Origin of the sequence: Deinococcus depolymerans, assembly GCF_039522025.1 — a bacterium.
Classification (GTDB): domain Bacteria; phylum Deinococcota; class Deinococci; order Deinococcales; family Deinococcaceae; genus Deinococcus; species Deinococcus depolymerans.
Genome location: NZ_BAAADB010000004.1, coordinates 106855 through 133519, shown reverse-complemented (window position 1 = coordinate 133519; position 26665 = coordinate 106855). Strand labels below are relative to the sequence as shown.

Below are 26665 nucleotides of genomic sequence, written 5' to 3'. Positions count from 1 at the left end.
GCCGGATTCAACGGCTTTGTAAGCCATTCAATCGGAATCCGTGTTACTCCAGCGCGCCCTGCCCGGTCAGGTGGCGACCCACGATCAGCGTGTGAATGTCGTGCGTGCCCTCGTAGGTGTCCACCGTCTCCAGGTTCAGCATGTGCCGGATGACCGGGTACTCCGTGGTGATGCCGTTCCCGCCGTGCAGCTCGCGTGCCAGTCGCGCGCCCTGCAGGGCCACGCGCACGTTGTTGCGCTTGGCGTAACTGACCTGCGCGAAGTTCATGCGGCCCGCGTCCTTCAGGGTGCCCAGCCGCCAGGCGAGCAGCGTGCCCAGGCTGTGATCGGTCGCCATGCGCACCAGTTTGTCCTGCACGAGCTGCCGCGCCGCGATGGGACGCCCGAAGGTCGTGCGGCTCCCGGTGTAGTCCAGGGTGGCCTGCAACACCGCCTCCAGCGCGCCCATCGCGCCCCACGCGATCCCGAACCGGGCGGAGGTCAGGCACGACAGTGGACTCTTCAGGCCGGCGCTGCCCGGCAGCAGGTTGCTGACCGGAACGCGGCAGTCCTGCAGCACGATCTCGCCGGTCACGCTGGCGCGCAGGCTCATCTTGCGGTGAATGGGCGGCGCACTGAACCCCGGCGTGTCGGTCGGCACGATGAAGCCCCGCACGGTGCCGGTGTCGTCCTTGGCCCACACGACCGCCACGTCCGCCTCGGGGCTGTTCGTGATCCACATCTTGTTGCCGTTCAGGACGTAGTGGTCCCCATCGAGCCGGGCGCGGGTGCGCATGGCGCCGGGGTCGCTGCCGCCGTCCGGTTCGGTCAGGCCGAAACACCCGATCAGTTCACCGGACGCGAGGCCCGGCAGCCAGCGGCGGCGCTGCTCGTCACTGCCGAAGGCATGAATGGGGAACATGACCAGGCTGCCCTGTACGCTCGCGGCGCTGCGCAGGCCGCTGTCCACGCGCTCCAGTTCGTACATCATCGCGCCGTACGCGCTGTAGGACGCGCCCGCCCCGCCGAATTCCTCCGGCACGGTCGGCCCCAGGAGGCCCATCTGCCCGAAGCGCCGCATCACGGCCCGCACGGGCAGCGCGCCGTCATCCCACCAGGCGGCCACTTCGGGCAGCAACTCCGCGTCGCAGAAGCCGCGCACACTCTCGCGGATCAGGCGTTCCTCGGGTGTCAGTAAGTCATGCACAGCGAATTCATCGAACATACGCACTCCAGACGGGCCGCGCCGCCCTGCTGCGCGCCGCCCGTTTCACCAGCAGAAGTTGAGGTGCCCAGTCTACGACGCCAGCGCCGGAACGCAGCCGCGCCTGCCCACCCACTTCAGAGGAGCGGGGTCCAGCGGAGCGTGTGATGGGTGGCCGAGGCGCCCTGCAAGGTGAATCCGGCGCGCAGGTAGAGGTTCTCGGCCGGGCTGCCTGGCGTGACGTTCAGCGTGATGGACCGGGCACCCGCCCACACCTGCAGGCGGGTCAGGGCCGCGGCGCCCAGTCCCCGGCGCTGATACGCCGGGTGCACGGCGAAATCGACCAGCACGAGCCCCGGTGAGGTGTCGTCTACCAGCAGGAACCCGGCGGCGCAGCCTGACGGGGACGCGGTTTCAAGGATCAGGGCGCGCGCGTGCGGATGACACTGCCGGTAACCGTGCGTGCGGGCGGCGTACTGCAGGTCGAGCAGCGCCGTGAGGTCCGGGCCGGCAGGCAGAACCGCCGCCAGGGGATGCGTGAGGTGATGGAGTTCACGCCGGAATTCGGTGTCGTGCGGGCCGGCGTCACGCCAGTGGACCCCCGGAGGGGCGGGTTGAAGTCCGGGCTTCACGCGTGCAGGTAGGTGTGGAGCCAGCCGCTGCGCAGCTCGCCGGGTTGCAGTTCCGGGCGGCCGGGGGCGGGCGGGGCGAGGGTCAGGTCGGGGCGGCCGGGGGTGCGCAGCAGCAGGGGGGCGCGCAGCAGTCCCTGTGCATCGGCGCGCAGGGGGCCGCGGGCGGCCGTGACCGTGGCCTGCAGCAGCGCGGCGTGTCGGGTCAGGGGCGGCGCGGCCGGCGCGGCCTGCAGGGCCGCGGCGATCCACTGCCCGGTGTCGAAGCCGAGTGTCAGGAAGGGGTCGGGACGGTCGGTGCCGAGGGGCGCGCGCAGGGACGGGTGGTGGTGCCGTGCGCCCAGCGCGGTGGGAACGAGGGCCTGCACGGCGGGGGCGCTGAGACCGCCGGCGGTCACGCGCAGCCCGGCGTTCACCAGGGTCCTCGCCAGGTCGGCGCCACCGCCGCTGCTCAGCAGGTGCACGGCGCGGGCGCCGCTCTGCCGGACGGTACGCAGCAGCGTGGCTGGGTCGCTGCCGTCGGTCACGGTGGTGCCGGTCAGCGGCCCGCCGCCGCTGGTGAACCCGGCCGTGAAGGCGTAGGGCAGGTCGTAGCCGCTGTCGAGCGCGGAGATCAGCAGGTGCAGTGGCTCGCCGGTGCGGGCGAGGTGGGCGCCGTGCGCCCACTCGGCCTCCCAGGCCTGCAGGGAGACCGTGACGGTCAGCGGCGCGGCGTGAACGCCGGGACCGGGCAGGCGGGCGCCGGGTTCGGCGGCGATGACGGGCACCGCCTGCCCCTGCAGAACGTCGCGGACGGCTGTCTGGAGCCCGTCCCCGAGGAGGATCAGCAGGTCGGTGCCGCCCTCCAGGGCGGTCTGGACCGCGGCCCGCGCCTCGCGGGGCAGCGGCCCGGTGAGGTGGGTGGTGAGCTGGACGGGCTGGCGGCGCAGGGCAGCCTGCAGGCCGTCCTGGAAGGCGGTCGTCAGGCCGGGGTAATGGCTGCGGCGCGGGGCGATCAGGGCGACGCGGGTCAGGGCGGGCGCGCTCGCCCGGGCCAGGGGCGCGCCGGTCAGGCCGGCCACGCCGAGGGCCGCGATGGTCTTGAGCAGGCCCCGGCGGGTGGCGGGCGCGGCGGTCTGGGCGGGGTCGGTCATGCGCGGAAACCTCCGGCGTCAGGAACGGACGCAGTTACTGGCGGGGCGGGAAGATGCCCTGCAGGGCGATGATGAAGGTCAGGGTCAGGGAGGGAGGGAGGTTGTTGTGCGGCTGGTCGGCGCCGGCAGCTGTGAGCGCGGCGGGATTCAGGGTGGTGTTGGGGGTGGCCGGCGCGGGCGCGTAGGGCGTGAGGTTGACCCCACGGCTGAGGGCCTTCCCGCCGGGAACGCTGCTCTCGGCGGGGTCGGGCGCGCCCCGGACGGTGTGGGTGTGGCCGGGCATCTCGCTGGTGAGCAGGGTGACGGCCGCGCTGCCGCTGGCCTCTCCGATGGGATGGTCGCTCAGGCCGGGACCCTGGCCGTGGTGAATGGGCACGCGGCCGCGCAGGTCCGGCAGGGCGAAGGTACTGCGGCCGTCCCCGCCGTAATTGGTTCCGAGCAGGGAGAACAGGGCCGTGTTCTGCGAGATGGGCAGGAGTTGCCCGTCGCAGGTGGCCCAGCCGCGCGGGGGGAAGTTGCCGGCGAACAGGCGGATCTCACCGACGAATGGATCAGACATGGAACTCCTTCACGACGAGGGGAAGATGCCGGACAGCGAGATGATGAACGACAGGGTGAGGTAGGGCGGCATGTTCTCGTGCGGCTGACTGCCGCCTGTCGGCTGCGCGGCGCCGGGATTCAGGGCGGAGACCGGGGTGTCGTCGAGGTACAGTTCGCCGCTGGTGGGACTGGCCAGCACGGCGTTCTGCGGTGAGGTGAGGGTGGCCGCGCCGCTGAACGCGGCGGGCGCGTGGGTGTGGGAAGGCATCTGGGCCGCCGTGAGGGTCACGGTTTCGGTGCCGCCCTGCTGGCCGGTGGTGTAGCGGCTCAGGCCGGGACCCTGTCCCATGTGGACGGGGGCGCGCCCGCGCAGGTCGGGCAGGGCGAAGGTCTGCTGTCCGTCGCCGCCGTAGGTGGTGCCGATCAGCGTGAACAGGACGTCGTTCTCGGCGATGCTCAGGAGGCGGCCGTCGCAGAATTCCCAGCCGTTGGGCGCGAAGGTTCCGGCGAACAGGCGGATCTCACCGACGAAAGGTTGGCCCATGTCAGTTCCTCGACGGGAAGATGCCCATCAGCGCGATGATGTAGTTGATCACCAGGTACGGGGGAAGGTTGTTGTGGGGCTGGCTGCCGCCGGTGACGGTGACGCTGGCGGCGGTGAGGGTCACGTCGGGGGGACCCGGCGCGTAGAGCGGACCTTGGGGTGCGGCGAGCAGGCTGCCGGCGGGGGTGACGGAGGCGCCGCCGCCGGTACTGGCGGCCAGGGCATGGGTGTGCCGGGGCAGTTCGCTGGTGGTGAGGGTGTGGTTTTCCTCCCCCTGGAGCGTGCCGAGCGGGTTGGAGGGCCCGGTGTGGATGGGCGCGCGGCTCTGCAGGTTGGGCAGCGCGAAGGTGGTGCGGCCGTCCCCGCCGTAGGTGGTGCCGAGCAGGGAGAACAGGGCCTGGTTCTGGTTGATGGGCAGGAGTTGCCCGTTGCACAGGGCCCAGCCCCTGGGAGCGAAGTTGAAACTCACGGGACGGATCTCGGCGAGGAACGGTTCGGCCATGCGGGGGTCTCCTCCGGGGGAAGGGCGATCAGGTGGGGCCGGTGCAGGTGCCGGTGACCGGGGTCAGTTCGGCGCCGGTCCGGATGCGGACGGTGGAAGGGGCGTTGCTGGCCTGAACGGCGGTCTGCACCTGGGCGTTCGTGGCGCCGGTCGGGACGCCCTCGATGGTGAAGGTGGTGCCGGTGCGTTGACGCAGGACGATGCCGGCGAATCCGGGGTCCGGGGAGACGCTGGTGTTCCCGGTCATCCGCAGGCACAGGGCGCTGTTCTGCCCGGTGGCGGTGCCGACCGTGACGTTGATGCCGTCGAGGTTGGGGCTGCTCACCGGGCCGGGGGGGCTGCTGACGGCGTTGTTCGTGACGACCGCGTCGAGCCGGCCGCCGCCGCCTTCCTTGGCGCCGACGGAGATGCCGTACACGCCGTACCCGGTGACGGTGTTGGCGGTGATGGCGAAGCGGGCGGCGCCGGCACCGACCTGGTCGACGGTGATCGCGTTGGCGTTCCCGCCGGGAGAGAGGTTGAAGGTGTTCCCGGTGATGGTGCCCTGGTCGGTGGGCGTGCCGGTCCGGGACGTGCCGCTGTAGTACACGCCGCCGCCCGCGCCGGTGTGGGTGAAGGTGTTGTTGCGGACGGTGTAGGTGCTGCTGCCGGACCCGCCAGGGTTGATCTGGATGGAGTTGGCGCTGTTGTTGCTGAACGCACTGTCCTGCACGGTGAGCGTCACGCGGCCGGTATCGGCGCCCTGCGTGGCGAGCAGCAGGCCGCTGGCGCTGTTCTGGAAGGTCATGCGGTTGAGGCTGAGGGTGAAGTCGAGGTTGTCGGGCTGCAGGTTCAGGCCCGTGCCGAGCGGCCCGGTCGCCTGCAGGGTCCCGCCGGACCCGGGGGATCCGCTGCCGAGCACCGTGAAGCTGCCGCCCAGACCGAGGAGGTTCACGCCGTTCCCGGTGGTGGTCTGGGCGTCCAGGCGGGTGGCGCTGCCGGTGAGGGTCCCGCCGCTGAGGTTCAGGGCGGGACCGGCGGAGGCCTGCACGGCGCCGAGTTCGGCGGTGAAGGTCCCGAAGTTCGTGCCGCTGACCCCGCCGGCCGCGCCGCGGATGTTCACGCCGCGCACGGTGTTGTTCGTGGCGAGGGTCAGGCCCGTTCCGGCGGTGTGCTCGAAGGTGGACGGCTGCCCGGCGGGAAGGATGGCCGCGCCGTTCACGGTGAGAGGAGCCCCCTCGCCCACGAGGGTCTGACCGGCTTTCAGAGTGAGCCCCTGGTTCTGGCCGGTGGTGGTGCCGTCCCCGCGGTAGAGGTACAGGGTGTCACCAGCGGCGGACGCGGTCTGCGCGGCCTGCAGCGTCGGGAAGGGCGTGTCCTGGCGTCCGTCGCCGGTGGCGGCGGTGTTGCGCGCGAACCACACGCGCCCGCTGACGTTCACGGGAACACCCTGGGTGGGGCTGGTGCAGCCGCGCCCGTCACTGACGGTGTAGTTCAGGGTGTCCGTCACGGGGGGCGCGCCGTCCCCGGCGCGGGACGTGAAGGCGAACGCGCCGTTCGGGGCGACGTTCAGGCTGCCACTGCGGGCGGTGCCGCTGCCCGTGAAGGCGAGGGTCGCGTTCGCGCCGCCGGGCGCGGCGGGGTAGGCGGCGTAGAAACGGCCGAGCCCGAGCGCGGCGTTCACGTTCAGGTTCACGTTCCCGGTGGCGGCGTACGCGCTGGGCACGGTGTTCAGGGCCAGGTCCCCGCCGATGTGGGCGGCGCGGGCCGCGCCGGGCGCGCCGGCCGTGGTGGCCGAACCGATGAACAGACTGCCGGGGGCCGTGACGGCGCTGCCGCACAGCAGGGCCACCTGCGCGCCGCCCAGGCTGGCCGCGCGGGCCTGCACGTTCCCGAGGCTCTGCTCCTCCGGACTCTCGGTGACGCGCGTGACGGGATCGTCGACCACGGCGAACGACATGTTGAACGTGAACGGATCGTCGGCCGGGTTCGCCTGCAGCGGCAGTTTCAGGGCGACCGTGACGGTCCCGTCGAAGGTGCCGGGGGCCGGGTTGGCCGGCAGGTCCCGGTTCCCGGTGGCGGTCCTGTGGCGCACCACGAACCCGAACGGGAATGCGCGGGTGACGCCCGCACCGGTCAGGGGGGCCACCTCGTTCTCCGTGAAGACCTGCAGGTCCTCCGCGCCGGGAATCAGGGCGGGCCGCTCGGTCTGACGGTCGAACTGCAGCGCGGCGGTGGGCGTGATTGTGGCCGCGATCCCGGCCGCAGCGTCGGTCCCGTCGAACTTCTGCACGCGGCTGTACGGGGTGTCGGCGGCCGTGGTGGGTGTGCTGACCGCGACGAGCGTGAGGTTCCGGCGGGGCGTGCCGTACGCGGCGCCGGCCTGGGTGGCGTTGCGGACCAGGAACGTCGCGTACAGGTAGCGGACACCGTCGACGCCCCGCCGGCCGGTGGTGAAGGTGCCGTTGGAGAGCGGCTGCAGTTGAATGCTGCCCTGATCGACCAGGGCGCTGCTGCGCAGGCCGGGGGTGGTGACGCGCAGGGTCTCCCCCGCGTTACCCAGGCCCGTGAACGTGAGGTCGACGGTGCCGAGTGACTGCAGCGGTTCACGCGGGGCAGGCGCGGCCGTGGGAGGCGGGGACGCCGGGTCGGCGGCCGGGGAGGACGGGGCCGGCTGCTGGAAGCAGGCGCTGAGCAGGCCGGGCAGCAGCAGGCTCAGCAGGGTGGAACGCAGCGGCGTGGCTGGGCGGCCCATCAGCAGGCCCCCCGGATCAGGTAGGTGGCGTCGGGGGTGCCGCTGAGACCGCCGGTGCGGACCTCGTTCACGCAGCGGGCCGGGACGGCCCCGGCGTACGTGCTGCCCGGCAGGGTGTTCACCAGGGACGCGCCGGTCGTGGCGGCGCGGGCGGTGACCAGCGCGTTGCCAAGCGCCTGCTCTTCAGGGGCCTGCGTGACACGGGTGGCGCTGTCCTCCGTGACGAGCAGCACCACCCGGAACGCCCAGGGGTCCTGGGTGTTCGAGGCTTGCAGGGGCAGTCTCACGGAGAAGGTCACGCGCCCGTCGAACGCGCCGGGAGCGGGGTTCGCTGCGAGCGTCCGACCGCCGTTCAGGGCGTGAACCGTGAACCCGTAAGGGAAGACAGTCTGCACGCCCAGATCGGTGTACGTCAGGGGCGCGCCGCCCCCGACGGGAAGGAACGACCCGGACGCGATTTCAGCCTCCGTGAACACCTGCAGGTCCTCGGCACCGGCCGACAGCACCGGGCGGGCCGTCAGCGGATCGAAGCGCATGGCGTGCGTGGGCAGCATCGTGCGCGGCACGCTGGCCGGCACAGGCGCACCGCTGAAGGTGGTGACCGCGCGGAACGCGGTCGTGTTGACCGTATCGCCAGCCGAGACGGCGATCAGGGTGAGGTTGCTGCGCGGGCGGGCACTGGGGGTACCGTCACTGCCCGCATTCCGGACGCGGTAGGCGGCGCTGACGTACCGCTGCCCGTCCGCGCCGCGCGTGCCGGTGTTGAACACCGTGACATTCAGAGGTTCGAGCTGCAGGCCGTCCGACTGGTTGGCCAGGGACTGTGCGCGCCACCCGGGCGTGGCGACGGCCCGAACCGAGCTGAGGGGGACCGGACCACCCAGGCCACTGACCGTCAGCTCAATCAGACCAAGGGGCCGTGGACGGGCGGCCTCCGGCGGCGAGGACACGTGACTGCAGGCAGTCAGGCAGAGCAGGAGCAGGGCGGGACGGGCAGGCTTGAGCATGCGTCTCCTACGAACAGCGGCTGAAGGCGGTTGACCGGGGGCTCCTGACAATCACGTGTAGATTAGCTTCGGATGAGTATACCGGGTTAGGATGGACCCGTGAAGGCGAGGGGCACCGGCCTGCCCAGCAGAACGGTCCATTCCCTCACACCCTGATGCACCCGGAGGTCCCATGACCAGACCCGATCCCGCACCCGCCCGCAGCGCACCGTCCCCAGCCGCCACGTCCCGTCCCCCGTACGTACCGCCGCACCTCACCGCCCTCGGTCCGTGGAAGGCGGTCACCCTCGCCATCTCGGTCCCGATCGGACCGGGCGGGCTGCGGCTCAGGGATCATCAGTTCTGATCCGGACTGCGGTCTGTTCTCGTTCACAACCCGCCAACGCACCGGGGTGCCAACGTCACGCCCGACAGTCCGTCCCGCTCTGCAGGGCAGCTTTACGGGTCACCTCCGCACGGATTGAACGGTGTTGGCAACCCATTCAATCCGAGTGCGTGTGATACGGACTCCGATTGAATGGGCTGCAAGGCCCGTTCAATCCGAGCAAAGCGAGTAGGAGAGAAACGGGTTCCGGACGTGGAGCCGGCAATCCGGTGCAGTTCCGGATTGTTGGCGAAACAAACGGAATCCGTATGATGCGGGTTTCTGCCTGTTTCATCAACGACGTGGCAGCGCCCCCGGGTGGTCAAATCGCGGTGGGAGTCCGTCTCTCCGCTATACGGGTTGCGCTGCGCGCGTCTGACGGCGGCGGATCTTTTCCTGGTACATCCGCTGGTCACTGATGCGCAGCAGGTCCCCGGCGCTGCTGGAATCTCCGGGGTACTCGGCCGCGCCGGTACTGAAGGGCCGGTTGGGGTAGCCGGCCTGTTGCAGGTGCAGGGCCATGGTTTCCAGGCGGGCGTGCAGCTCCGCGGCCGTGATGACCTGGTTGCAGATCACTGCGAATTCGTCACCGCCGATCCGGTAGGCCTGTCCGCACCCGTCGAAGGCTGGGGTCAGGGCCGCGGCCACCGCGTTCAGCAGGGCGTCTCCGGCGCTGTGGCCGCGCGTGTCGTTGAGGATCTTCAGTCCATCGATGTCCAGGGACAGAACGGTGAACGGCGTGTGCCCCAGCGGCGCCGTCCGCTGCTCCAGGTCCTGTTCGAGGGCGCGGCGGTTGTTCAGGCCGGTCAGACTGTCGGTCAGCGCCATGCGTTCCATGCGCTGCGCACTGAGTTCCGCCTCGCGCCGCGCCAGCTCCAGTTCCCGGGTGCGTTCCATGAGCAGCTGCTCGAACACCGCGAGCACCTGTGACGCTTCACCCTCCGCCAGGGGTGGGGCCTCCTGACTGTCGTACAGGTTGAGAAACAGGCTGTCTCCCTCATGAAGGTTCACGAGGACGTCCACCGCGACCGCCACCAGCGCCGGATCGAAGTGCCGTCCCGCCTGCGCCTGAAGCTCCCGCAGGGCTTCCGCGGTCGTCCAGGCGGCCTTGTACGGCCGGGCCTGCGTGAGGGCGTCGAACACGTCCGCGATGGCCACGATGCGGCCCGTCAGCGGAATGGCGTCCGCCTGAAGGCCCAGCGGGTAACCGGTGCCGTCCCAGCGTTCATGGTGGGACCGGGCGATCTCCTCTGCCATGGCCAGCAGCGCGGAACGACTTCCGGACAGGATCCGGCTGCCGATCAGGGTGTGCGACTGCATCTGCCGGAACTCGTCCGGGGTCAACCGCCCGCGCTTGAGGAGGATCGCGTCCGGAATGGCGATCTTCCCGACGTCATGCAGACGCGCAGCGACCCCCAGGACGCTCGCCTGCGTCTCGGACCACCCGAGCGCACGGGCGATCCGCGCGGCAGCCTGCCCGACCCGGCGCGTGTGTTCGCCCGTCGTGTCGTCCCGGTATTCGGCCGCGATGGCCAGTCGCGCCACGACCTCATGCTGGGCGCGGGCCAGTTCGGCGGTGCGTTCCAGCACCTGCCGTTCGGCCACCTGCCGGGCCTCCTGTTCCACCTCGGACCGCACCCGGTACAGCTGCGCCTCCTGCTGGGCGCGTTCCACCTCGAACAGCACGGTCAGGTTGCGGATCTGCCGGTCGCGGTCCGTGTCGAAGGTGGTCCGCTCGAGCGCCCGCAGGCTCTCCGCGTGATCCAGCGCGTCCTCCAGTCGACCGGCCTGCCGGTACACCCGCACGAGCTGTTCATGGGCCAGCACCTGCTCCTTCGGCATCTGACTGCCACGCGCCAGTTCCAGCGCCTGCAGGAGTTCCTGCTCGGCCGGTCCGGGCTGCCCGGCGTGCAGGTACAGGCGCCCCAGCGCGATCCGCGCCTCGATTTCACCCTGGGCGGAACCGACCTCCAGCGCGATGCGCAGCGCCAGTTGCGCCTCCCGCGTCGCCTCCCCGTGCTGACCGAGCTGCTCGTGCAGCGCGCAGAGCGACCCGAGGACGCTGATCTTGATCGTCCTGAACTCATGCCCATCGCTGAGTGACAGCGCCCGGAGAAGATGGCTCTCCGCTTCACCCGTGTGGCCGGCCGCAGCAAGAAAATCTCCAAGATTCATACTCGCGAACGCGAGTCTGTAGGGATCTTCGAGCTGCTCCGCGCTGGCGCAGGCCTGACGGGCAACCTCAATGGCACTGTCATGCTCACCAGAGAGGAATCTGGCCCTGGCAAGGTTCATGAAGACTGCAAATTCCATCTCTATTCTGTTCGTTAATCCATTAATCTTTTTATAGGCTCTTAGCAAATAATCAATTGAGTCCTTAAATTCCCCAAGATCGGCATATAATGCGCCGATGTTGATCAGACACCTGACCAATTCAACTTGGTGAGGCGAGTCAAGCAACCTCTCAAGCAGGTCATGGTACATCCCGAGCGCCTCAGCAAATACACCTCTCTCATACCTACTGCGGGCAAGCGGAAAGTCGATGCGGATGCGCGCGAGTTCATCACTCCCGAATGCAAGTTGTGTTTCCTTGAGGCGGACAAGCAGATTCTCCGCCTCATCAATGTGTCCGGTATCCAACAGTTCAAGACCGACAGCAATTGTCAGGTCGGCTGCACACTCCACCGCCCGACAATCCCTAAAGTAGTTCATCGAATTCAAAAGGCTTTCAGTACCTGCACTGTACTCGCCAGACGCCATTTGAAGTCGGCCCATCAGGTACAGTTTGACCCCCCAGTCCTGGGGGGTCACGGCTGGCACGTCCGCCACCAGAGGGAGGAGCCCCTGTTCGTTCAGGGTGAACCGGCTGTCCAGCTCAAGCAACAGCGGGTTCACCTCCAGATGTGGCGGCAGTTGGCTTACCAGTGACATGTCACTGCTGTGTGGTCCTGCTCAGGAAGGCCACCAGGTCGACCCGCCCCTTGACGCCCAGCATGTCCCTGTAGGCCTCGTTGGCACCGTGCTCGTACACGTCGAAGGCGCTCTCGGCCAGTTTTTTCGTGAGGTCCTTGGGCGCCACGGTCAGGCCCTGACCCAGCGACAGGGCCAGGGCGCCCGCCATCATCGGGGAGACCATGGACGTCCCGCTCCACGAGGCGATCCGTCCGTCCGGGTACGGCGCGTACACGTTCTCGCCGGGACCGACAATCTCCAGGGTTCTGGCGTAGTTGGAGAAACTGGATTTCAGGTCGTTGAGGTCGGTGCTGCCGGCACTCAGCAGGAACTCCCCGAGGGCGCCCTTGCTCCGGGCCAGCGCCGCCGGGTAGCTGATCCGGTCCTGGTTCTCGTTACCGGCGGACGCCACGACGTACACGCCGCGCTCTGCGACCTGCCGCACGGCGTCCTGCACGATGCTGGAGTTCTCCACGCTGCCGAGGCTCAGGTTGATGACCTGCGCGCCCTGGTCCGCGGCGTACAGGATTGCCTGGGCGACGCCGGCCACGTCGCCGGACCCGTCCGGCCCGAGAACGCGCAGCGGCATGATCTTTGCCCGTGGCGCGACCTGCAGCACGATGCCTGCGACGTTCGTGCCGTGCCCGTAGGCGCCGCCGCTCTGCCCTTCCTCCTGCGGGAGGTCATCTCCGGCGTAGAAGTCCTTCCAGGTAGAGGGGGCGCTCAGGGCGCCGGCAAACGCCGGATGGAGCAGGTCGATGCCGGAATCGATGACGGCCACCGTGACGCCCTCACCAAGCCCCGGGGCCATGGCCTGTGCCCGCTCGAGGCCGATCTTCTGCCACCGCGGTGTGTTCTCAGGAATGGCGCGGTAGTTGCCCCCTTCCCAGGGGTCCTGTTGCTGACCTGTAATATACGCGCGGTTACCGCCCATGACCGCGGTGATTGCGCCGCCGCCGCTGAACACGTCCCGGTTGCGTTCGACGCGGCCGACGCCCTGAGCGCTCAGCGCCGCGCTGGGTCGCTCGTTCAGGCCGACGAGGGCCGAACAGCTGTCTGTGCAGTCGGTCGGCCAGGAGAGGATGGTGCCGCCGAGGCGTCGGGACACGGACGCCGGGGTGTCGGTGGCCGTGACCTGAACGGCACTGACGTAGGCGGGACGCGGGGCCTGACCCGTGGGGGTGGTGGGAGCGTCGGAGCAGGCGGCGAGGAGGGCAGTCGTGAGGAGCGCGGCAGGAAGAATGGGTTTCATTAGGCTGTTCCTTTGAGTGATTTGTGAGGGGATAGGAAAGACCGAGCCTACGATCTCTTCAGTAATCTCACAATTTACGGGTCAGTTCAACCCTCCGTGCATGAAGGTTGAGTCACGGCCAAAGTGAATTTTTTTATCGCCCCGCAGGGCCTGCCGGTGCCATACGGTCCGCTGGGGGTGGGCCGGGCGGCGTGGGTGCGCCGGCGGTTCAGGAGCGGCAGGCGAGGATGGCCTCGTGCGGAACGGTCGGCAGCGATCCCATTGCCGGCCGCGCGAAGTAGTACCCCTGCATGAACGTGACGCCGAGCTCCAGCAGCGCCCGCGCCTCGTGAACCGTCTCGATGCCCTCGGCGATCACGTGCAGGCTGGACTGCCGCGCGAAGCGCACCATGTCCCGGACGCGCAGGGCGCTGCCTGGACTGAGGTGGACGTCCCGCACGAGGCTGCGGTCGAGTTTCACGACGTCTGGCCGCAGGGCCATCAGCAGGGCGGGCGTGGCGTGCCCGGCGCCGTAGTCGTCCAGGGCGGTCATGAATCCGTAGGCGCGGTAGGCGTCGAGGATCCGCCGGACGTGTTCCGGGTCCGCGACGTTCTCCTGTTCGACCACCTCGAACATGAGCCGCCGCAGGGGAAAGGCAGTGTCGCGGGCGGCCCGCAGTGTCGGCTGGATGCAGGCGTGGGGTTCGTAGACCGCGCCGGGCAGGAAATTGATGGACAGCCGCCCGCTGAGGTTCAGCTGCGCGGCCGTGTGGATGGCCAGGGCGCGGCAGGCCTGATCGAGGGCGTACTTCTGGCTGGGAAGAATCTGCGCGAACACCCAGGCGGCGTCCTCGCCCTGCGGTCCACGCACCAGCGCCTCGTACCCGAGGGTCCGGCCGGTCTGGACGTTCACGATGGGCTGAAAGGCCATGTTCAGTTCCGGGAGAGGGTGAGGGGGCAGGATGCACTGGCAGCGGTGGGGCGGCACCGGGTTCGCGGCAGGCATGCGGCCATGGTACGCCGCCGGGGGCGGCAGGGGGGCGCATCTTCCCCCGACCGGGCTTCAGCGCTCATGATAGGGGCATGGTGTCCACTCTGCTGCTGCCGTCCGCGCGGACCGCGGTCCCGCCGGCCCGCGCGGCGGGTGGCGACACGCGCCGCGTGCTGACCGGCCGGACCGGGTCATGCTGAGGGGAACGCTGCTGCTGGACGCCGCCGGGCGCGTGGTCGGCCGCTCCGGATGGGTGCCGGGGGCGGGCCCGGGCCAGCTGCAGCCCGGAGAGCTGTACCTGCCGGGAGCGGCGCAGGGCGACTCCGCGGCGCTGCGGGCCCTGGCGGGCGGAATCGCGCAGGTGCTGGAGGGGCAGCTGCCCGTCTACCGGCAGGCGTGGCAGGAGCCGCAGGGGTCGGGCACCGTGCAGGTGGACCGCTGGGACGCCGGTTCCGCGGCCGGAGGGGCGCTGGTGTCGTGGGTGCTGGAGGACCCGTCGGGCGACGGAACCCCGATTGCCGGTGGTGCTGCCGGCGCGGCGGAGGTGGGGGCGGACGCGTCGCTGCGGGCGCTGTTCGATCATTTCGAGCAGGCGGTGCTGCTGGTGGACCGGGCGTGGCGCCTGACGTACCTGAATCCGGCCGCGCGGCGCTTCGTGCGGCCGGAGGTGACGACCCGGCCGCTGGGCTCAACGCTGTGGGAGGTCTTCCCGCGGGTGCTGTCGGCCGGCGTGGACGGCGCGCTGCGCCGCGCCATGGCCGGTGGGCGGCCGTTCCGCCAGACCGTGCACCTGGCGGCGGTGGATCAGTGGTTCGAGGTGAGCGTCCACCCGCACCGGGGGGGGCTGCAGGTGTCGTTCCAGGATGTCACGGCGCGCCGCTGGGCGGAGCAGGAACAGGCGGCGCATACCGAGGTGCTGGAATCGGCCCTGAGGGGAGCGCCGCTGTCTCGCCTGCTGGAGATGGTGGGCCGCCACCTGGAAGTGGCGTGTCCGGGGTACCTGAGCCTGGTGATGCTGCTGGACGCCACGGACGGGCGGTTGCGGGCGGCGGCGGCGCCGAGCCTGCCGGCGTCCCTGTGGCCCGCGTTGCAGGTGCCGGCGGAGGTGGGGATGGGCGCCTGCGGGACGGCGGCGGCCCTGGACCGCCGGGTGGTGGTGACGGACATGTTCAACGATCCGTTCTGCGAGGTGTACCGGGACCTGATCGTGAAGCACGACCTGCGGGCGGTGGTGTCGCTGCCGCTGCACGACCGGGCGGGGCAGGTGACGGGCACGGTGGCGCTGTTCGCGCGGCAGCGGGGGGCGTTCCCGGACGCGGTGCTGGGCACGCTGGAGCAGACCCGGCACGCGGCGGCGATGGTGGTGAGTCACGCGCGGGCACTCGCGGCGCTGGGGCACCAGGCGAACCTGGACGTGGTGACGGGCGCCGCGAACCGGCTGCGGCTGGAAGAGGTGCTTGGAGAGCGGCTGCGGCTGGGGCCGTTCCCGCTGTCGGTGCTGGCCGTGAACACCGGGAACCTCGAGGCGATCAGCGAGCAGCTGGGGCACGACGCGGGGGACCTGCTGCTCGCCGAGACGGCGCGGCGGCTGACGGCCCTGTGCGGGCCGGACGAGCTGCTGGCGAAACTGTCCGCCGGGCAGTTCATCGTGGTGCTGCCCGCCACGGACCGGGCGCAGGCGGAGGTGCGCGCGCAGGCGTGCGCGGACGCGGTGCGGTCACCGCTGACGGTGAAGGGCCGGCGGCTGTCTCTCAGTCCGAAGGTGGGGCTGCACGTGGTGGAGGGCCCCGGCTCAGCGCTGAGCGCCGCGCAGTTCGTGCAGTACGCGGACCTGGCGCGGCGGTCGCTGCGGCCCGGCGGGGCGGACGTGGCGGTGTTCGAGTGGGGACTGCTCGAATCGTCCCGGCAGCGTTTCGAGATTGCCACGGCGCTGCGCGACGCGCTGGCCGAGGGGCAGTTGACCCTGCATTACCAGCCGAAGGTGCGGCTCGATTCGGGCGCGCTGTTCGGGGTGGAGGCCCTGCTGCGCTGGCAGCATCCGGAGCTGGGGAACGTGCGGCCGGACGTGTTCATTCCCATCGCGGAGGAGACGGGGCTGATCACGCGGATCGGCCACTGGGTGCTGCGTGAGGCCTGCCGGCAGGGCGCGGCGTGGCGGGCGGGGGCGTACCCGTCGCTGCAGGTGGCGGTGAATGTCTCGGCGGTGCAGTTCAGTGACGGGGGATTCGTGGAGGTCGTCAGGGACGCGCTGCGCGAGACGGGGCTGCCGCCGGGAGCGCTGGAGCTGGAGGTGACGGAAAGCGTGGTGATGCAGGGGACCGCGCGGGTGCTCGCGCGGCTCCGGGCGCTGCGGGACCTGGGGGTGTCGGTGTCGATCGATGATTTCGGGACCGGGTACTCCAGCCTGAGTTACCTGCCGAGCCTGCCGGTGAGCGCCCTGAAGATCGACCGGTCGTTCGTGTCGCCGGCCCGGCCGGAGAGCGGCACGGTCGCGGTGCTGGAGGCCATCGCGACCATCGCGCAGCAGCTGGGCGTGGAAACGGTCGCCGAGGGCGTGGAGACCGAGGAGCAGTTCCTGCTGGTGCGTTCGCTGGGCTGTCAGTACGCCCAGGGGTACCTGTTCGGGCGGCCGCGGGCGGCGCATGAGGGGCTGGGGCTCAGCTTCACGCCGCAGGGGGGCGTGGCGGGCGCGCGGGCCGTGCCGGCAGCGGCGTACCAGCGGGTGCTCGAGCAGCTGCTGCCCTGTCAGAGCGAGGAGGCGTTCCGGGAGCGGCTGTCCGAGGCGGTGGGGGCGCTGCGCAGTGAACTGGTCCGGGTGGATCCGCGGGACCCGCTGGCCGTGGCGTGGCAGGGCGGGCCGGACCACGCCGGGTTCGGGGCGTTCCAGGCGTTCCGCGCGAACGTGGCGCACATCGCGGGAACCGTCGTGAACCTCGAGCAGCACCGGCAGCTGTACCGGCTGGCGCAGCGGCTGACCGGGGCGGGCGAGGAGGCGCTCACGCTGGGCAGCGCGTCGCTGGAATTCTGCCGGATGTTCCACGCGCGGGGCCTGATGGGCCTGCGGGTCCGGGCGGGACAGCTGGTGCGCGAACCGGCCTGGGACGCCGGGACGCCCGCCGCGCGGACGTTCACAGCCGAGGACCTGCGGCGGGTGCGGGCGGGCGAACTGATCGTCGAGCCGGACGGCGCGCTCGTGCCGGTGGCGGGGAAGTACGCGGTGCGGGTGGCGTTCTGGCTGTCCCTGCCGGGCGCGACGTGGCAGGCCGGCGAGCTGGGCCTGCTGCGTCAGGCGTCGTTCCTGCTCGGAGCGGAGTACGAGCGCGTGCAGTCCGAACGCTACCGCCGGGCGGTGCTGGAGCTGCACCGGGAGCTGCTGCGCTGCCCGGTGGAGGACGCCTACCTGCTGCTGCTGCGCAAGGCGATCGAGTTGACGCCCGGCGCGCAGCGCGGGTCCTTCCTGGTGCGCACGGACGGACCGTTCCGGTACGCGGCGTCGGTGGGGTACCCGGCCGCGGAGTTGCAGGACGTGCAGTACGACGCGCAGGCGCTGCGCGACGAGTGGTACGGGCTGGGTGAGGAGGCGTGGAACGCGGGCCGGCCGCGCGTGCTGCGCGGCGGCACGATCACCGCGCAGGGCAGCGGGTACTACCGTGGGGAGACGTGGACGCCCGAACCGCTGCCGAGCCTGGCGGACATCACCGCGAACATCGGCGTGCCGGTCCTGTCGGGCGGGGAGGTGTACGGTTTCCTGAACATCGACAGCGGCGCGGACGTGGACGCCTTCGGGGAGGATTCGGTGGTGGTCGTGCAGGCCTTCGCGGCGCAGGCGGCGCTGCTGCTGCACGAGGCGAGCCTGCGGGCGCAGATTCACCTGGCGGCCCGCACGGACCTGCTGACGGGCCTGCCGAACCGCCGGGCGTTCACGGAGACCCTCGGCCGGGAGGTGTCGCGGGCGCGCCGGCACGGGGAGCCGCTGTCGCTGATCGTGGCGGACATCCGCCGCTTCAAGAGCGTGAACGACCAGCTGGGGCACCCGGTGGGGGACGAGGCGCTGGTGCTGGTCGCGCGGGTCCTGCGGGACACGGTCCGCACTGAGGACACGGTGTTCCGCTGGGGCGGTGACGAGTTCGCGGTGCTGCTGCCGCGCACGCCGGCAGACGCGGCGGGACTGGTGCGGGCGCGGCTGCGGGCCGCGCTGAAAGCCGAACCGTTCCCGCTGGGGCCGCTGGAACTGAACATGGGAACCGCGACCCTGGGGGGAGCGGACCTGAACGGGGAGCAGCTGCTGCAGGAGGCGGACATGGCGATGTACCGGGAGAAGCGAGGCTCCTGACGCGCGCCCCCTCCGGAATCTCTGGTTTCCATGAAGGCGCCGCGCCGCGGGTCCGTGTGTGGCGCCGTTTTGCGTCAGGTACTCTGAAATTCTATGCCTGTACGCCGGTCCCTGGAACGGCAGCTCCTGCTGGGGTTCATCCTGCCGGTGCTGGCCATCATCACGGTGACCGTGCTGAGTCTGACGGCATTTCAGGAGTACCGGCGCAGCGCCCTGCTGGTCACGCACACCCGCGACGTGATCGAACAGGTGCGCAACCTGCAGGTGCTCGAACGTCAGTGGCTGATCAGGCCCGACGAGACCAGCCGGCGGACCTTCGACCGCACCTGGGCGGACACCTTCTCGCTGTTGCGGGACAGCCCGGCGCAGCAGCGTCGCCTGCAGCAGTGGCGGGACGCGCTGTTCGGGGCGCAGGACACGGACCTGGCCGCGCGCCTGCAGCAGAACCTGCCGGTCGCGCGGGAACTGGTGTCGGTCGAGAACGCGCTGCTCGCCGAGCGGCGGGCCCTCACGCAGCGCCGTGTCGACGCGGCGCAGTGGGCGGTGCTGATCGGTCTGCCGCTCACGGCGCTGCTCGGCGCGGCCCTGGGCCTGCTGATGCTGCGCCGCGTCCGGTCCCTGACCGGGCCGCTGCTGCTGGCCACCGAGCGCGTGCGGGCCGGTGACCTGAGCGTGCGCGTGCCGGTCCGGGGGCAGGACGAGCTGAGCGTCATCGCCGCGCACTTCAACGACATGACCGCGTCGCTGCAGCGGACCCTGCAGGAGCAGCAGGTTCTGCAGCGCACCCTGGAAGCGCGGGTGGAGAGCCTCGTGCAGGCCAGCACCACCGAACTGCACGCCCTCAGTCAGCTGGGCGTGTTCATGCAGGCCTGCGAGGCGCAGGGCGAGGCGGCGGACGTGATCGCCCGGGTCGCGCCGGCGCTGTTCCCGGCCGGTGGGAGCGTGTCGCTGCTGGCGGAATCCCGCAACGTACTCGAACGGCTGGCCGCGTGGGGCGCCGCGCCGGGCGGGGGAACGTGGCTGCCGGAGGAATGCTGGGCGTCACGCCTGGGTTCGGACCACGCGGCCGGCCCGGACCTGCCCGCCCCGCGCTGCCGGCACGACCGCGCGGCGGGCGGCACGCTGTGCCTGACGCTCAGCGCGCAGGGCGAGACGCTGGGCGTGGTGACGCTGCAGTTCCCGGACGGCCGGGCCGCGCTGGAGGCCGGGGACCTGGCGCGGCGTTTCGCGGACCGTCTGGCGCTCGCGCTGGCGAACCTGCGCCTCAAGGAGACGCTGCGGCACCAGAGTGTGCGTGATCCGCTGACCGGGCTGTACAACCGCCGTTACTTCGAGGAGACCGGCACCCGCGAGCTGGCCCGCGCGTACCGGCAGGGCTGGCCGCTCAGCATCCTGATGCTGGACGTGGATCACTTCAAGCAGTTCAACGACGTGCACGGGCACGCGGTGGGCGACATGGTGCTGCGCCGGCTGGGGCACGTGCTGGGCCGGCTGTTCCGGGAGGAGGACGTCGTGTGCCGTTACGGCGGGGAGGAGTTCGTGGTCATGCTGCCCAACTGCGCGCCCGACGCGGCCCGGGAGCGTGCCGAGACGCTCCGGTCCGCCGCGCAGGCCCTGGTGCTGTCCGCCCCGGACAGCGGCGGCCTGACGGTCACCGTGTCGGTCGGGGTGACGACGACCACCGCAGACCGCGGTGACCTGACCGTGCTGGTCCGGCAGGCGGACCAGGCGCTGTACCGGGCCAAGGCGCAGGGCCGCAACCGGATCGCCGTTCATCAGGCCGACTGATCCAGGGTCCGGTCGAACGGCTGGGTGAACCGTTCGACCGGGGTCCGTGTCATACGGACTGCCGTTTGTTTCGTTCACACGGAACATCACCGATCTGTTAACTCCACGTCCGGAACCCGGTTTTCTCCCACTCGCTTCGCTCGGATTGAACGGCTTTGTAAGCCATTCAATCGGAGTCCGTGTCAGGGCACGCGGATCGGGCGGGTTTCGGGCAGGTCGTCGCGGTGCCGCTGGAAGGCGCGCCAGCTGACGCGACCGGCGAGGGCGGTGGCAGCCCCGAGGGCGCCCACCACGCCCGCGAGCGGCGGAAGGGCCAGCAGGGACGCGGCGAGGCCCGTCCCGGCGCCCGCCGCGACGATGACCGGCAGGCGGCGGCGCAGGGCGCGGCGGACGCAGCGGCGGGTGTGAGCGTGACGGCGACGGTGGTTGGACTCGAAGATGACGGAACTCACGGAACCGAGTATCGCAGGGTGCGGCTCCGCGCAACGGTCATTTCCAGCAGCGGGGGCCGGGCGGTCAGAAACGCGGCACCCGGCTCTGGGGGGAGCGGGTGCCGCGGGCGGGGCTTGCGGAAGGGACCGGCGTCACGACCGGGCCGGGGGTGAACGGGGGAACCGGGTCGGGCGTCACCTCCCGCGCCGCTCAGGGTAGCACTGCCGCGCGGGTGCAGGCGCGGGGCCCCAGGGCGGGTCAGCGGGACGGCGTGGCCGGCGGGGTCAGGCGGCTGTGGTAGTTGTAGTTGTAGTAGTACCCCTGGTTGCTGCGGTTGACCATGTTGATCACGACGCCCATCAGGGGCGTGCCGGTGCTGGCGAAGGTGGTCAGGACGCGCTGCACCTCGGGCACGCTGGTCTCCCCGCTTTCCACGACGAGCATCATGCCGTCGAGGGAACGGCCGATCACGTAGGCGTCCGCGAGCGCCAGGACGGGCGGCGTGTCGATGATGACGATGTCGTAGTTCTGCGCCCAGCGGCGCAGCAGGTCCGGCAGGTCCGGGCGGGACAGCAGGCTGGCGGCCTTGCGGCCGGTCTCGCCGGCCGGCAGGACGTGAATGCCGCCGCCGACGTCCAGCGCGCTGGCCTGGCTGGGGTGCTCGATGGCGAGGGTGACGTCGCAGCGCAGCGGGACGGTGTTGCCGGGCAGCGCCACCCAGGGGCGGCCGGCGACGGACCAGTACTCCTGCTGCGAGGGGCGGTGCAGGTCGAGGTCGATCACCAGGACGCGCTTCCCGGCGGAGCTGTAGGACGCGGCGGTGGTGGCGACGACCGTGCTCTTGCCCTCGGCGGGGCGGGGGCTGGTGACGGCGATGACGGCGTGCTGCTCGGGGAGGGTGGCGGCGAGGTTCACGCGGATGAAGCCGCTGGGTTCGTACAGGTCCCCGGTGCGGGCGAGGCCGACCATCGCGCCGCGCTTGGCGCGCGTCAGGCGCGGGAGTTCCCCCAGGGTGTTCACGCCGAGTTGCAGCAGGTCGCTGGCGTTCCGGACGCGGCGGCGCAGGGCGTCCACAAGCAGGGCCACGCCCGCCCCGGCGAACAGGCTGAGCAGGAACACCAGCGCGGCGTTCCGCAGGGGTTTGGGGGACACGGGCCGGCGCGGGGCGTTCGCCTCGGACAGCAGCGTGAGGTTCCCGCTGGCGCCCTCCTCGAAGACGGTCGCCTGCGAGAGGTTGAGCAGCAGTTGCCCGCGGGCGGCCACGAGGCTCTGCGCCTCGAGGCTGCCGGGCGTGAGCGCGCCGAGGCGGGCGTTGAGGTTGTCGAGTTGCCGCTGCAGGTTCTCGCGGGCGCGGGCGACGCCGCTGCGGGCGCGTTCCACGTCCCAGGCGAGCAGGGCGCTCGCGGCGGCGTTGGCGAGCACGCGGGCCGCCTCGGGGCTCTCGGCGCTGGCCTTCAGGTCGTACACGCCGCGCTGCTGCTGGTCCAGGCGGGCCTTGACGGTCACGCGGGCGTAGCGGTCGTTGGCGAGCTCGTTACTCAGGTCCGAGCCGATCTTCGCCTTGATGGGGGCGGGCAGGTCGGACTTCCCGATGATGTCGAGGATGCGGGTGACGCTCGCGCGGGAGTGGATGACCTCGTCCACCGCGCCCTGCGGCAGCTGGCTGGCGGTGACGGACGCGCCCTTGAGGGTGTCGTTGGAGGTGTCGGGCATGCTGGACATCAGGCTGGTGCCGGACTCGAAGGTGGGCGCCTGACGGCTGCTGAGCAGGAACGTGCCGGCCGCCAGTGCGACCGGCGTCACGGCCAGCGGCACCCAGGCGCGGCGCAGGGTCTCGAGGACCTGCAGGAGATCGATGTCGTCGGAATTACGGTTGGGCGCGTCGGGGTTCAGGGTCATGAAGGGTGGGGCCTCGGGTGGGTGAGGGGCGCCGCGTGGTCGCGGCGGGGCAGGGTCAGTAGGCGCCGGCGCTGCGCAGCACCGCGCGGAAGGTGCGCAGCAGGATCACGGCGTCGAGCCAGACGGACCAGTTGCGGACGTAGTACGGGTCGTGCTGGATCATGCCGTCGTTCCCGGCGTCGCTGCGGCCGGAGACCTGCCACAGGCCGGTCATGCCGGGACGCATCTCGCGGCGCAGGTGCTGCACGAAGGCAGGCAGGAGGTCGTGGTGGTAGGCGGGCAGGGGGCGGGGGCCGACGAGGGCCATCTCCCCTTTCAGGACGTTCACGAGTTGCGGGAGTTCGTCGAGGCTGGTCTTGCGCAGGAACCGGCCGGTGCGGGTAATGCGCGGGTCGCGCCGTAACTTGAAGTTCGCTTCCCACTCCTCGCGCAGCGCGGCGTCCTGCGCGAGGCGCGTCTGCAGGACCGCCTCGGCGTCCGGGAGCATGGTCCGGAACTTCCAGGTGTTGAAGGTCACGCCGCCCAGGCCCACGCGGGGCTGCAGGAACAGCGGGCTCTGGCGGTCCTCCAGCCAGATCAGCAGGCCGATGAGCAGGCACAGCGGAACCCAGACGGGCGCGGTCACGGTCACGGCGGTCAGGTCGAGCAGGCGTTTGGTGCGCCGCGCGACCGGATCGGCGAGCTTCTGGTTGAGGCGCACGCCGAGAATCCCGCCGAGGTCCTGCGTGCGCGCCCAGAGGGACTGCACGTCGAACAGGTCGGGAATCACGATGACGCTGCGGTACACGCTGAGCGGCCCGTCGAGCAGCTGCACCTGCCGGGCGCGGGGAGCGCCGGGCATCGCGAGAATCGCGACGGGCGTCTCGTACGTCCAGGAGCTGGTGGGACCGGCGACCGGCACGCCCGCCACCCGGGTGTCCTGACGCTGGGTGGCGTCGTCGTACACGGCGACCGGGTGGTAGCCCAGGCCGGGTTCCTGCTGCAGGGCGCAGATGACGCGCTCGCCGGTGGCGGCGCCGCCGTACACGACGACCGGCACGCCCCACGCGCCGCGCCGCAGCAGCAGGCTCTTGACGAGACTGCGGGCGAGCAGCAGCAGCGGGATGAGCAGGACCAGCAGCAGCAGGTTCGGCCCTTCCCGCACGAGGCTCCGGTGCGTGATGAACCCGGACAGGCTGCTGCCGAGCAGCAGCAGCGCCGTGAGCTGCACGGTGTACCGCAGTTCCGCGACCGCGCCCAGGCCCCAGCCGGGCAGCAGTTTCCCGCCGACCATCAGGATGGCATGCAGGACGAACAGCGCCTCCCAGCGGACGGCCGGCGGGCTCAGTGTGGGCACCAGGGCCTGCATGGCGGCCCACGCGGCGGTCCACGCGGCGAGGTTCCCGCCGAGCAGCGCGGCGGCGTTCAGGAGGCGGCGGCGCAGGAAGGCGTTGGCGCGGCGTGTGCGGGTCAGGTTGCGCTCGTGCAGGGGTGTATCCGTGGGCCACTCTCCGGAAGATGAATGTGAGGGTGGCTTGAGCACCATGAAGAGCAGTATAAGGCACCTGGTCCCTCACTCTCACCATCAGGTGCAGCGGCCGGCCTTCATGAACAGTGGGAACGCACCGTTCCGCCCGGGCCGCCCCTGCCCATGGTGATAGAATCGTGGCAGTCCCCAGCCGCGCGCCCGCGCCCGACTCACCCTCCAGGCGCGCCCACCGCCCCCTGCCCCCCCGGCCACCCGCCCACACCGAACGCCCCCGAGGTCCCCATGAAGAAGTTCATCCTGTCCGCCACCCTGCTGACCGTCGCCCTGCCCGCTGCTCTGCCGGCCGCCCTGGCCCAGGCCACGCAGACCAAAGCGCCCACCGCGACCGGCACGGACGTCCTGAAAGCCATCCTGAAGGCCAAAGGGCTGGTCCTGACCGACGCGCAGGTCGCCGCGATCCTCGCGGGCCTGAAACCCGGCAGCGCCTCCGCCGGCCCGTACGCCGCGCTGCTGGGCATCTCCCCCGAATCCCTGACCGCCCTCCTGAGCGCCGGGACCACGCCCGTTCCCGCCGCCGTGGCCCTCAAGGCGATCCTGGAAGCCGCGCGTCCCGCCCCGAAACCCGGCCAGACGCCCAAACCCGTCAGTCTCGCCGCCGTCGAGCAGCTGCTCGCCAGCAACCCCAGCCTGTTCACCGGCTCGGTGGAAGCAGTCGCGAAACTCGTGGCCGACCCGGTCGCCGCGACCGTCCTCGCCAACCGCGCCGAAGTCATCGCGAACGCCCCCGTCACGCCCCGCGGCGGCGGCAACTGAGCCCCACACACGGCTGAACCCTCACGCCGCCCCCCCACCGGGGCGGTGTTTTCATGCCCCTCCCCTGCCCCTCCTCCCCTTTCCGAACGGTGGTGACGCTTCCCTTGACCCAGCGCAGCATTCCCTTCCCCTGGCCGGTCGCGTTCCTCGCGGCCGCCATCCTGATCCTCCCGGCCCGGCAGGCCGTCACGGACCTGCGGGCCGGTGAACTCATCACGCGCGCCCAGGCCGAACAGAACCGCCTGGAATTCGACGCCAGCCTGAACGCCGTCCGGCAGGCCGCCGCCCTGAACCCCCGCGACGCCCGCGTGCAGGAACGCCTCGCGGAAGGCGCACGCAGCCTCTGGTACTTCCGCGGCACCGACGCGCTGAAAACCGAGGCGGAAACCGCGTTCGCCACCGCCAAACGCCTGAGCCCCAGCTGGCCCAAACCGCACTACGAGCACGCCCGCATGTACGCCTTCCGGCAGGACTACGCCCGCGGCCTGACCCTGCTGCAGGGCGCCATCGACCGCGACCCGAACAACGCCGCGTACTGGCTGGAACGCGCCCGCTACCTCGAACTGTCCGGACAGACCGCCCAGGCCAGGGGCGCCTACGACCGCTGCCTGACCCTGAACCGCAACGTCGGGGAATGCCGCGACGGCCTCAGGGCGCTGGAAGGCCGCCCATGACCCACCCACCCACACTCCAACCACCCGTGACCGGCCCGCCCGGCCCACACACGCCCTCCCCCACCCTGCGCTCCCGCGCTGCCCGCACCGCCGAATGGGCCGCGCTGCTCGCCGCGTGCCTGACCATCGCCTGGGGTCCGCTGGCACAGGGCAGCGCCTTCGGCTGGGGTTTCAGCGGCCTGATCCTGCTCGGCAGCGTCACCGTCGCCCTGACCCTGATCGCCAGCGGCCTGCGCGGCCGCCTGGACCTGCCCAACCCCCTGATGACCCTGAGCGCCCTGGCGTTCCTGGGCTGGGTGTGGATCAGCGCCGACCAGGCCCCCGACCGCCTCGAAGGGCTGCGCTGGGCCGGCATCTGGACCGCCACCCTCGGCACCGCCCTGAGCGTGCACGCCCTGGCCCGCACGCACGCGCGGCAGCAGACGGTCCTCACGGCGTTCCTGCTGACCGGCGGCGCCGCCGTCACCCTGGCCCTCCTGCAGGGGCAGGGGCACCTGATCCCCGGCTTCACGTACCTGGACGGCGTACCCGAGAAGATCCTGACCGGCCCGTACTTCCACCCGAGCCACTACAGCGGCTACCTGATCACCGTCGCCGCCCTGACGAGTACCGTCCTGCTGAACACCCGCCCCGGCTGGCACACCCTGCCCGTCCTGGCACTGGCGGCCGGAGTGCAGTACACGAACCTGTTCACGGACGGCAGCTCCATTCCGGCCGTCATGCTGGCCGCCGCCGTGCCCGTGATCGTGTGGGCCTGGAAGCACCGCCCCTGGGCCGGAGTGACCCTGACTGCCGCCGCCCTGGCCGCCGCCACGTGGATCGTGATCACCCTGACGACACCCGCCGGGCAGGCGCAGTTCGACACGTACAGCAAGCGGATCGGGATCAGTCAGTCGTTCGAAACGTTCATCGAGGTTCGAAAGGCCATTCACCGCTTCGGCACGGCCCTGATAGAGACTCAGCCCCTTACCGGCATCGGTCCCGGCCAGTGGGCCACCGAGTTTCAGACTGTCCGCGCGCCCGTCACCGACCATCCTTTCAGACAGTACGTCGACGGCCAGTACGTCAACTACGCCCACAGTGACTACCTGATGGTTGCCGTCGAACTTGGCCTGATCGGTGCGGCGCTGCTGTCCATAACACTACTGGTCAGCCTGATCGGGCGCGGCTGGACGTCCCTCGCCATGACCGGTGCGGCCATCCTGCCCGTCTACCTGTTCACGGGCCTGTACGACAGCCACCTGAGCGCCATCCCCGGCACCATGATCGGCGCGTACGTGTTGATTTTCAGTGTACGTGACCTTCGGCCCGCCCCACCCGACCGACCTGGAGTTCCCGCGTCGACTGCCGTGGATCTGAACTTCTGAAACACGGCGGAAGGGTAAGGCATCCGGAACGGTCGCCCTACCCCCCTTCCTGCACGAGTGTGGAAATCTCATACGGATTCC

19 protein-coding genes are annotated in these 26665 nt (G+C 70.9%); 5 read left to right on the top strand and 14 right to left on the bottom strand.

The annotated features are described in order from the left end of the window. Window positions 1–43 precede the first annotated feature (43 nt). The 11 genes from ABDZ66_RS03390 to ABDZ66_RS03340 all read right to left on the bottom strand — a co-directional run bounded on the left by ABDZ66_RS03390 (window position 44) and on the right by ABDZ66_RS03340 (window position 13825). Window positions 44–1204 (bottom strand): acyl-CoA dehydrogenase family protein, encoded by a 1161-nt coding sequence (locus ABDZ66_RS03390; protein WP_343756071.1) that lies wholly within the window; start codon window positions 1202–1204, stop codon window positions 44–46. A 116-nt stretch (window positions 1205–1320) separates the two neighbouring features. Then, window positions 1321–1815: a GNAT family N-acetyltransferase gene (locus ABDZ66_RS03385; protein ID WP_343756069.1), complete on the bottom strand. Its 495-nt coding sequence runs from the start codon at window positions 1813–1815 to the stop codon at window positions 1321–1323. Next, window positions 1812–2945: a type 1 periplasmic-binding domain-containing protein gene (locus ABDZ66_RS03380; RefSeq protein ID WP_343756067.1), complete on the bottom strand. Its 1134-nt coding sequence runs from the start codon at window positions 2943–2945 to the stop codon at window positions 1812–1814. The genes ABDZ66_RS03385 and ABDZ66_RS03380 overlap by 4 nt, the downstream gene beginning before the upstream one ends. 34 nt (window positions 2946–2979) lie before the next feature. Next, a complete protein-coding gene (locus ABDZ66_RS03375) occupies window positions 2980–3504 on the bottom strand; it encodes a phage tail protein (RefSeq protein WP_343756065.1) in 525 nt (174 codons plus the stop codon). 9 nt (window positions 3505–3513) lie between these two features. Then, complete coding sequence (locus ABDZ66_RS03370) at window positions 3514–4029, bottom strand: phage tail protein (RefSeq protein WP_343756063.1); 516 nt, start codon at window positions 4027–4029, stop codon at window positions 3514–3516. A gap of 1 nt (window position 4030) precedes the next feature. Then, window positions 4031–4531, bottom strand: a complete 501-nt coding sequence (locus tag ABDZ66_RS03365) for a phage tail protein (RefSeq protein ID WP_343756061.1) — start codon at window positions 4529–4531, stop codon at window positions 4031–4033. A 28-nt stretch (window positions 4532–4559) separates the two neighbouring features. Beyond that, entirely contained in the window at window positions 4560–7265 is a 2706-nt protein-coding gene (locus ABDZ66_RS03360) for a beta strand repeat-containing protein (protein WP_343756059.1), read from the bottom strand. Beyond that, complete coding sequence (locus ABDZ66_RS03355; protein WP_343756057.1) at window positions 7265–8272, bottom strand: hypothetical protein; 1008 nt, start codon at window positions 8270–8272, stop codon at window positions 7265–7267. Before ABDZ66_RS03355 ends, ABDZ66_RS03360 begins: the two co-directional genes overlap by 1 nt. A gap of 715 nt (window positions 8273–8987) precedes the next feature. Continuing rightward, complete coding sequence (locus ABDZ66_RS03350) at window positions 8988–10811, bottom strand: bifunctional diguanylate cyclase/phosphohydrolase (RefSeq protein ID WP_343756055.1); 1824 nt, start codon at window positions 10809–10811, stop codon at window positions 8988–8990. A 757-nt stretch (window positions 10812–11568) separates the two neighbouring features. Next, on the bottom strand, window positions 11569–12840 hold the full coding sequence (locus ABDZ66_RS03345; protein ID WP_343756053.1) for a S8 family serine peptidase: 1272 nt from the start codon (window positions 12838–12840) through the stop codon (window positions 11569–11571). 208 nt (window positions 12841–13048) lie between these two features. Continuing rightward, the gene (locus tag ABDZ66_RS03340; protein ID WP_343756051.1) at window positions 13049–13825 is read right to left on the bottom strand and encodes an EAL domain-containing protein; all 777 of its coding nucleotides are present in this window, start codon (window positions 13823–13825) and stop codon (window positions 13049–13051) included. Window positions 13826–14003: 178 nt separating this feature from the next. Between ABDZ66_RS03340 and ABDZ66_RS03335 the strand changes: the two genes are divergently transcribed. Further along, a complete protein-coding gene (locus tag ABDZ66_RS03335) occupies window positions 14004–18143 on the top strand; it encodes an EAL domain-containing protein (protein ID WP_343756049.1) in 4140 nt (1379 codons plus the stop codon). Between the two features lie 93 nt (window positions 18144–18236). Beyond that, window positions 18237–19931 (top strand): diguanylate cyclase, encoded by a 1695-nt coding sequence (locus tag ABDZ66_RS03330; RefSeq protein ID WP_343756047.1) that lies wholly within the window; start codon window positions 18237–18239, stop codon window positions 19929–19931. 182 nt (window positions 19932–20113) lie between these two features. Here the strand turns inward: ABDZ66_RS03330 and ABDZ66_RS03325 are convergent, their stop codons facing one another. The 3 genes from ABDZ66_RS03325 to ABDZ66_RS03315 form a co-directional block, all read right to left on the bottom strand. After that, window positions 20114–20383, bottom strand: a complete 270-nt coding sequence (locus ABDZ66_RS03325) for a hypothetical protein (RefSeq protein WP_343756045.1) — start codon at window positions 20381–20383, stop codon at window positions 20114–20116. A 238-nt stretch (window positions 20384–20621) separates the two neighbouring features. Beyond that, entirely contained in the window at window positions 20622–22262 is a 1641-nt protein-coding gene (locus ABDZ66_RS03320) for a tyrosine-protein kinase domain-containing protein (RefSeq protein WP_343756043.1), read from the bottom strand. 55 nt (window positions 22263–22317) lie between these two features. After that, on the bottom strand, window positions 22318–23787 hold the full coding sequence (locus tag ABDZ66_RS03315; protein WP_343756041.1) for an exopolysaccharide biosynthesis polyprenyl glycosylphosphotransferase: 1470 nt from the start codon (window positions 23785–23787) through the stop codon (window positions 22318–22320). Window positions 23788–24012: 225 nt separating this feature from the next. On the opposite strand from ABDZ66_RS03315, the gene ABDZ66_RS03310 reads away from it, so the two are divergent. From ABDZ66_RS03310 to ABDZ66_RS03300, 3 genes are all read left to right on the top strand, one after another. After that, window positions 24013–24543, top strand: coding sequence for a hypothetical protein (locus tag ABDZ66_RS03310; RefSeq protein WP_343756039.1), 531 nt, complete (start codon window positions 24013–24015; stop codon window positions 24541–24543). Window positions 24544–24647: 104 nt separating this feature from the next. Then, the gene (locus tag ABDZ66_RS03305) at window positions 24648–25217 is read left to right on the top strand and encodes a tetratricopeptide repeat protein (protein ID WP_343756036.1); all 570 of its coding nucleotides are present in this window, start codon (window positions 24648–24650) and stop codon (window positions 25215–25217) included. Next, window positions 25214–26584 (top strand): O-antigen ligase family protein, encoded by a 1371-nt coding sequence (locus ABDZ66_RS03300; RefSeq protein WP_343756034.1) that lies wholly within the window; start codon window positions 25214–25216, stop codon window positions 26582–26584. Before ABDZ66_RS03305 ends, ABDZ66_RS03300 begins: the two co-directional genes overlap by 4 nt. The last annotated feature ends 81 nt before the right edge of the window (window positions 26585–26665 follow it).

Bases quoted from the DNA above. Each gene is read 5' to 3' on its own strand.
- ABDZ66_RS03300 (WP_343756034.1), top strand. From the start codon at position 25,214: ATGACCCACCCACCCACACTCCAACCACCCGTGACCGGCCCGCCCGGC.
- ABDZ66_RS03390 (WP_343756071.1), bottom strand. From the start codon at position 1,204: ATGTTCGATGAATTCGCTGTGCATGACTTACTGACACCCGAGGAACGC.
- ABDZ66_RS03315 (WP_343756041.1), bottom strand. From the start codon at position 23,787: ATGGTGCTCAAGCCACCCTCACATTCATCTTCCGGAGAGTGGCCCACG.
- ABDZ66_RS03370 (WP_343756063.1), bottom strand. From the start codon at position 4,029: ATGGGCCAACCTTTCGTCGGTGAGATCCGCCTGTTCGCCGGAACCTTC.
- ABDZ66_RS03365 (WP_343756061.1), bottom strand. From the start codon at position 4,531: ATGGCCGAACCGTTCCTCGCCGAGATCCGTCCCGTGAGTTTCAACTTC.
- ABDZ66_RS03310 (WP_343756039.1), top strand. From the start codon at position 24,013: ATGAAGAAGTTCATCCTGTCCGCCACCCTGCTGACCGTCGCCCTGCCC.
- ABDZ66_RS03335 (WP_343756049.1), top strand. From the start codon at position 14,004: ATGCTGAGGGGAACGCTGCTGCTGGACGCCGCCGGGCGCGTGGTCGGC.
- ABDZ66_RS03380 (WP_343756067.1), bottom strand. From the start codon at position 2,945: ATGACCGACCCCGCCCAGACCGCCGCGCCCGCCACCCGCCGGGGCCTG.
- ABDZ66_RS03320 (WP_343756043.1), bottom strand. From the start codon at position 22,262: ATGACCCTGAACCCCGACGCGCCCAACCGTAATTCCGACGACATCGAT.
- ABDZ66_RS03375 (WP_343756065.1), bottom strand. From the start codon at position 3,504: ATGTCTGATCCATTCGTCGGTGAGATCCGCCTGTTCGCCGGCAACTTC.
- ABDZ66_RS03350 (WP_343756055.1), bottom strand. From the start codon at position 10,811: ATGAATCTTGGAGATTTTCTTGCTGCGGCCGGCCACACGGGTGAAGCG.
- ABDZ66_RS03360 (WP_343756059.1), bottom strand. From the start codon at position 7,265: ATGGGCCGCCCAGCCACGCCGCTGCGTTCCACCCTGCTGAGCCTGCTG.
- ABDZ66_RS03340 (WP_343756051.1), bottom strand. From the start codon at position 13,825: ATGCCTGCCGCGAACCCGGTGCCGCCCCACCGCTGCCAGTGCATCCTG.
- ABDZ66_RS03345 (WP_343756053.1), bottom strand. From the start codon at position 12,840: ATGAAACCCATTCTTCCTGCCGCGCTCCTCACGACTGCCCTCCTCGCC.
- ABDZ66_RS03355 (WP_343756057.1), bottom strand. From the start codon at position 8,272: ATGCTCAAGCCTGCCCGTCCCGCCCTGCTCCTGCTCTGCCTGACTGCC.
- ABDZ66_RS03330 (WP_343756047.1), top strand. From the start codon at position 18,237: ATGCCTGTACGCCGGTCCCTGGAACGGCAGCTCCTGCTGGGGTTCATC.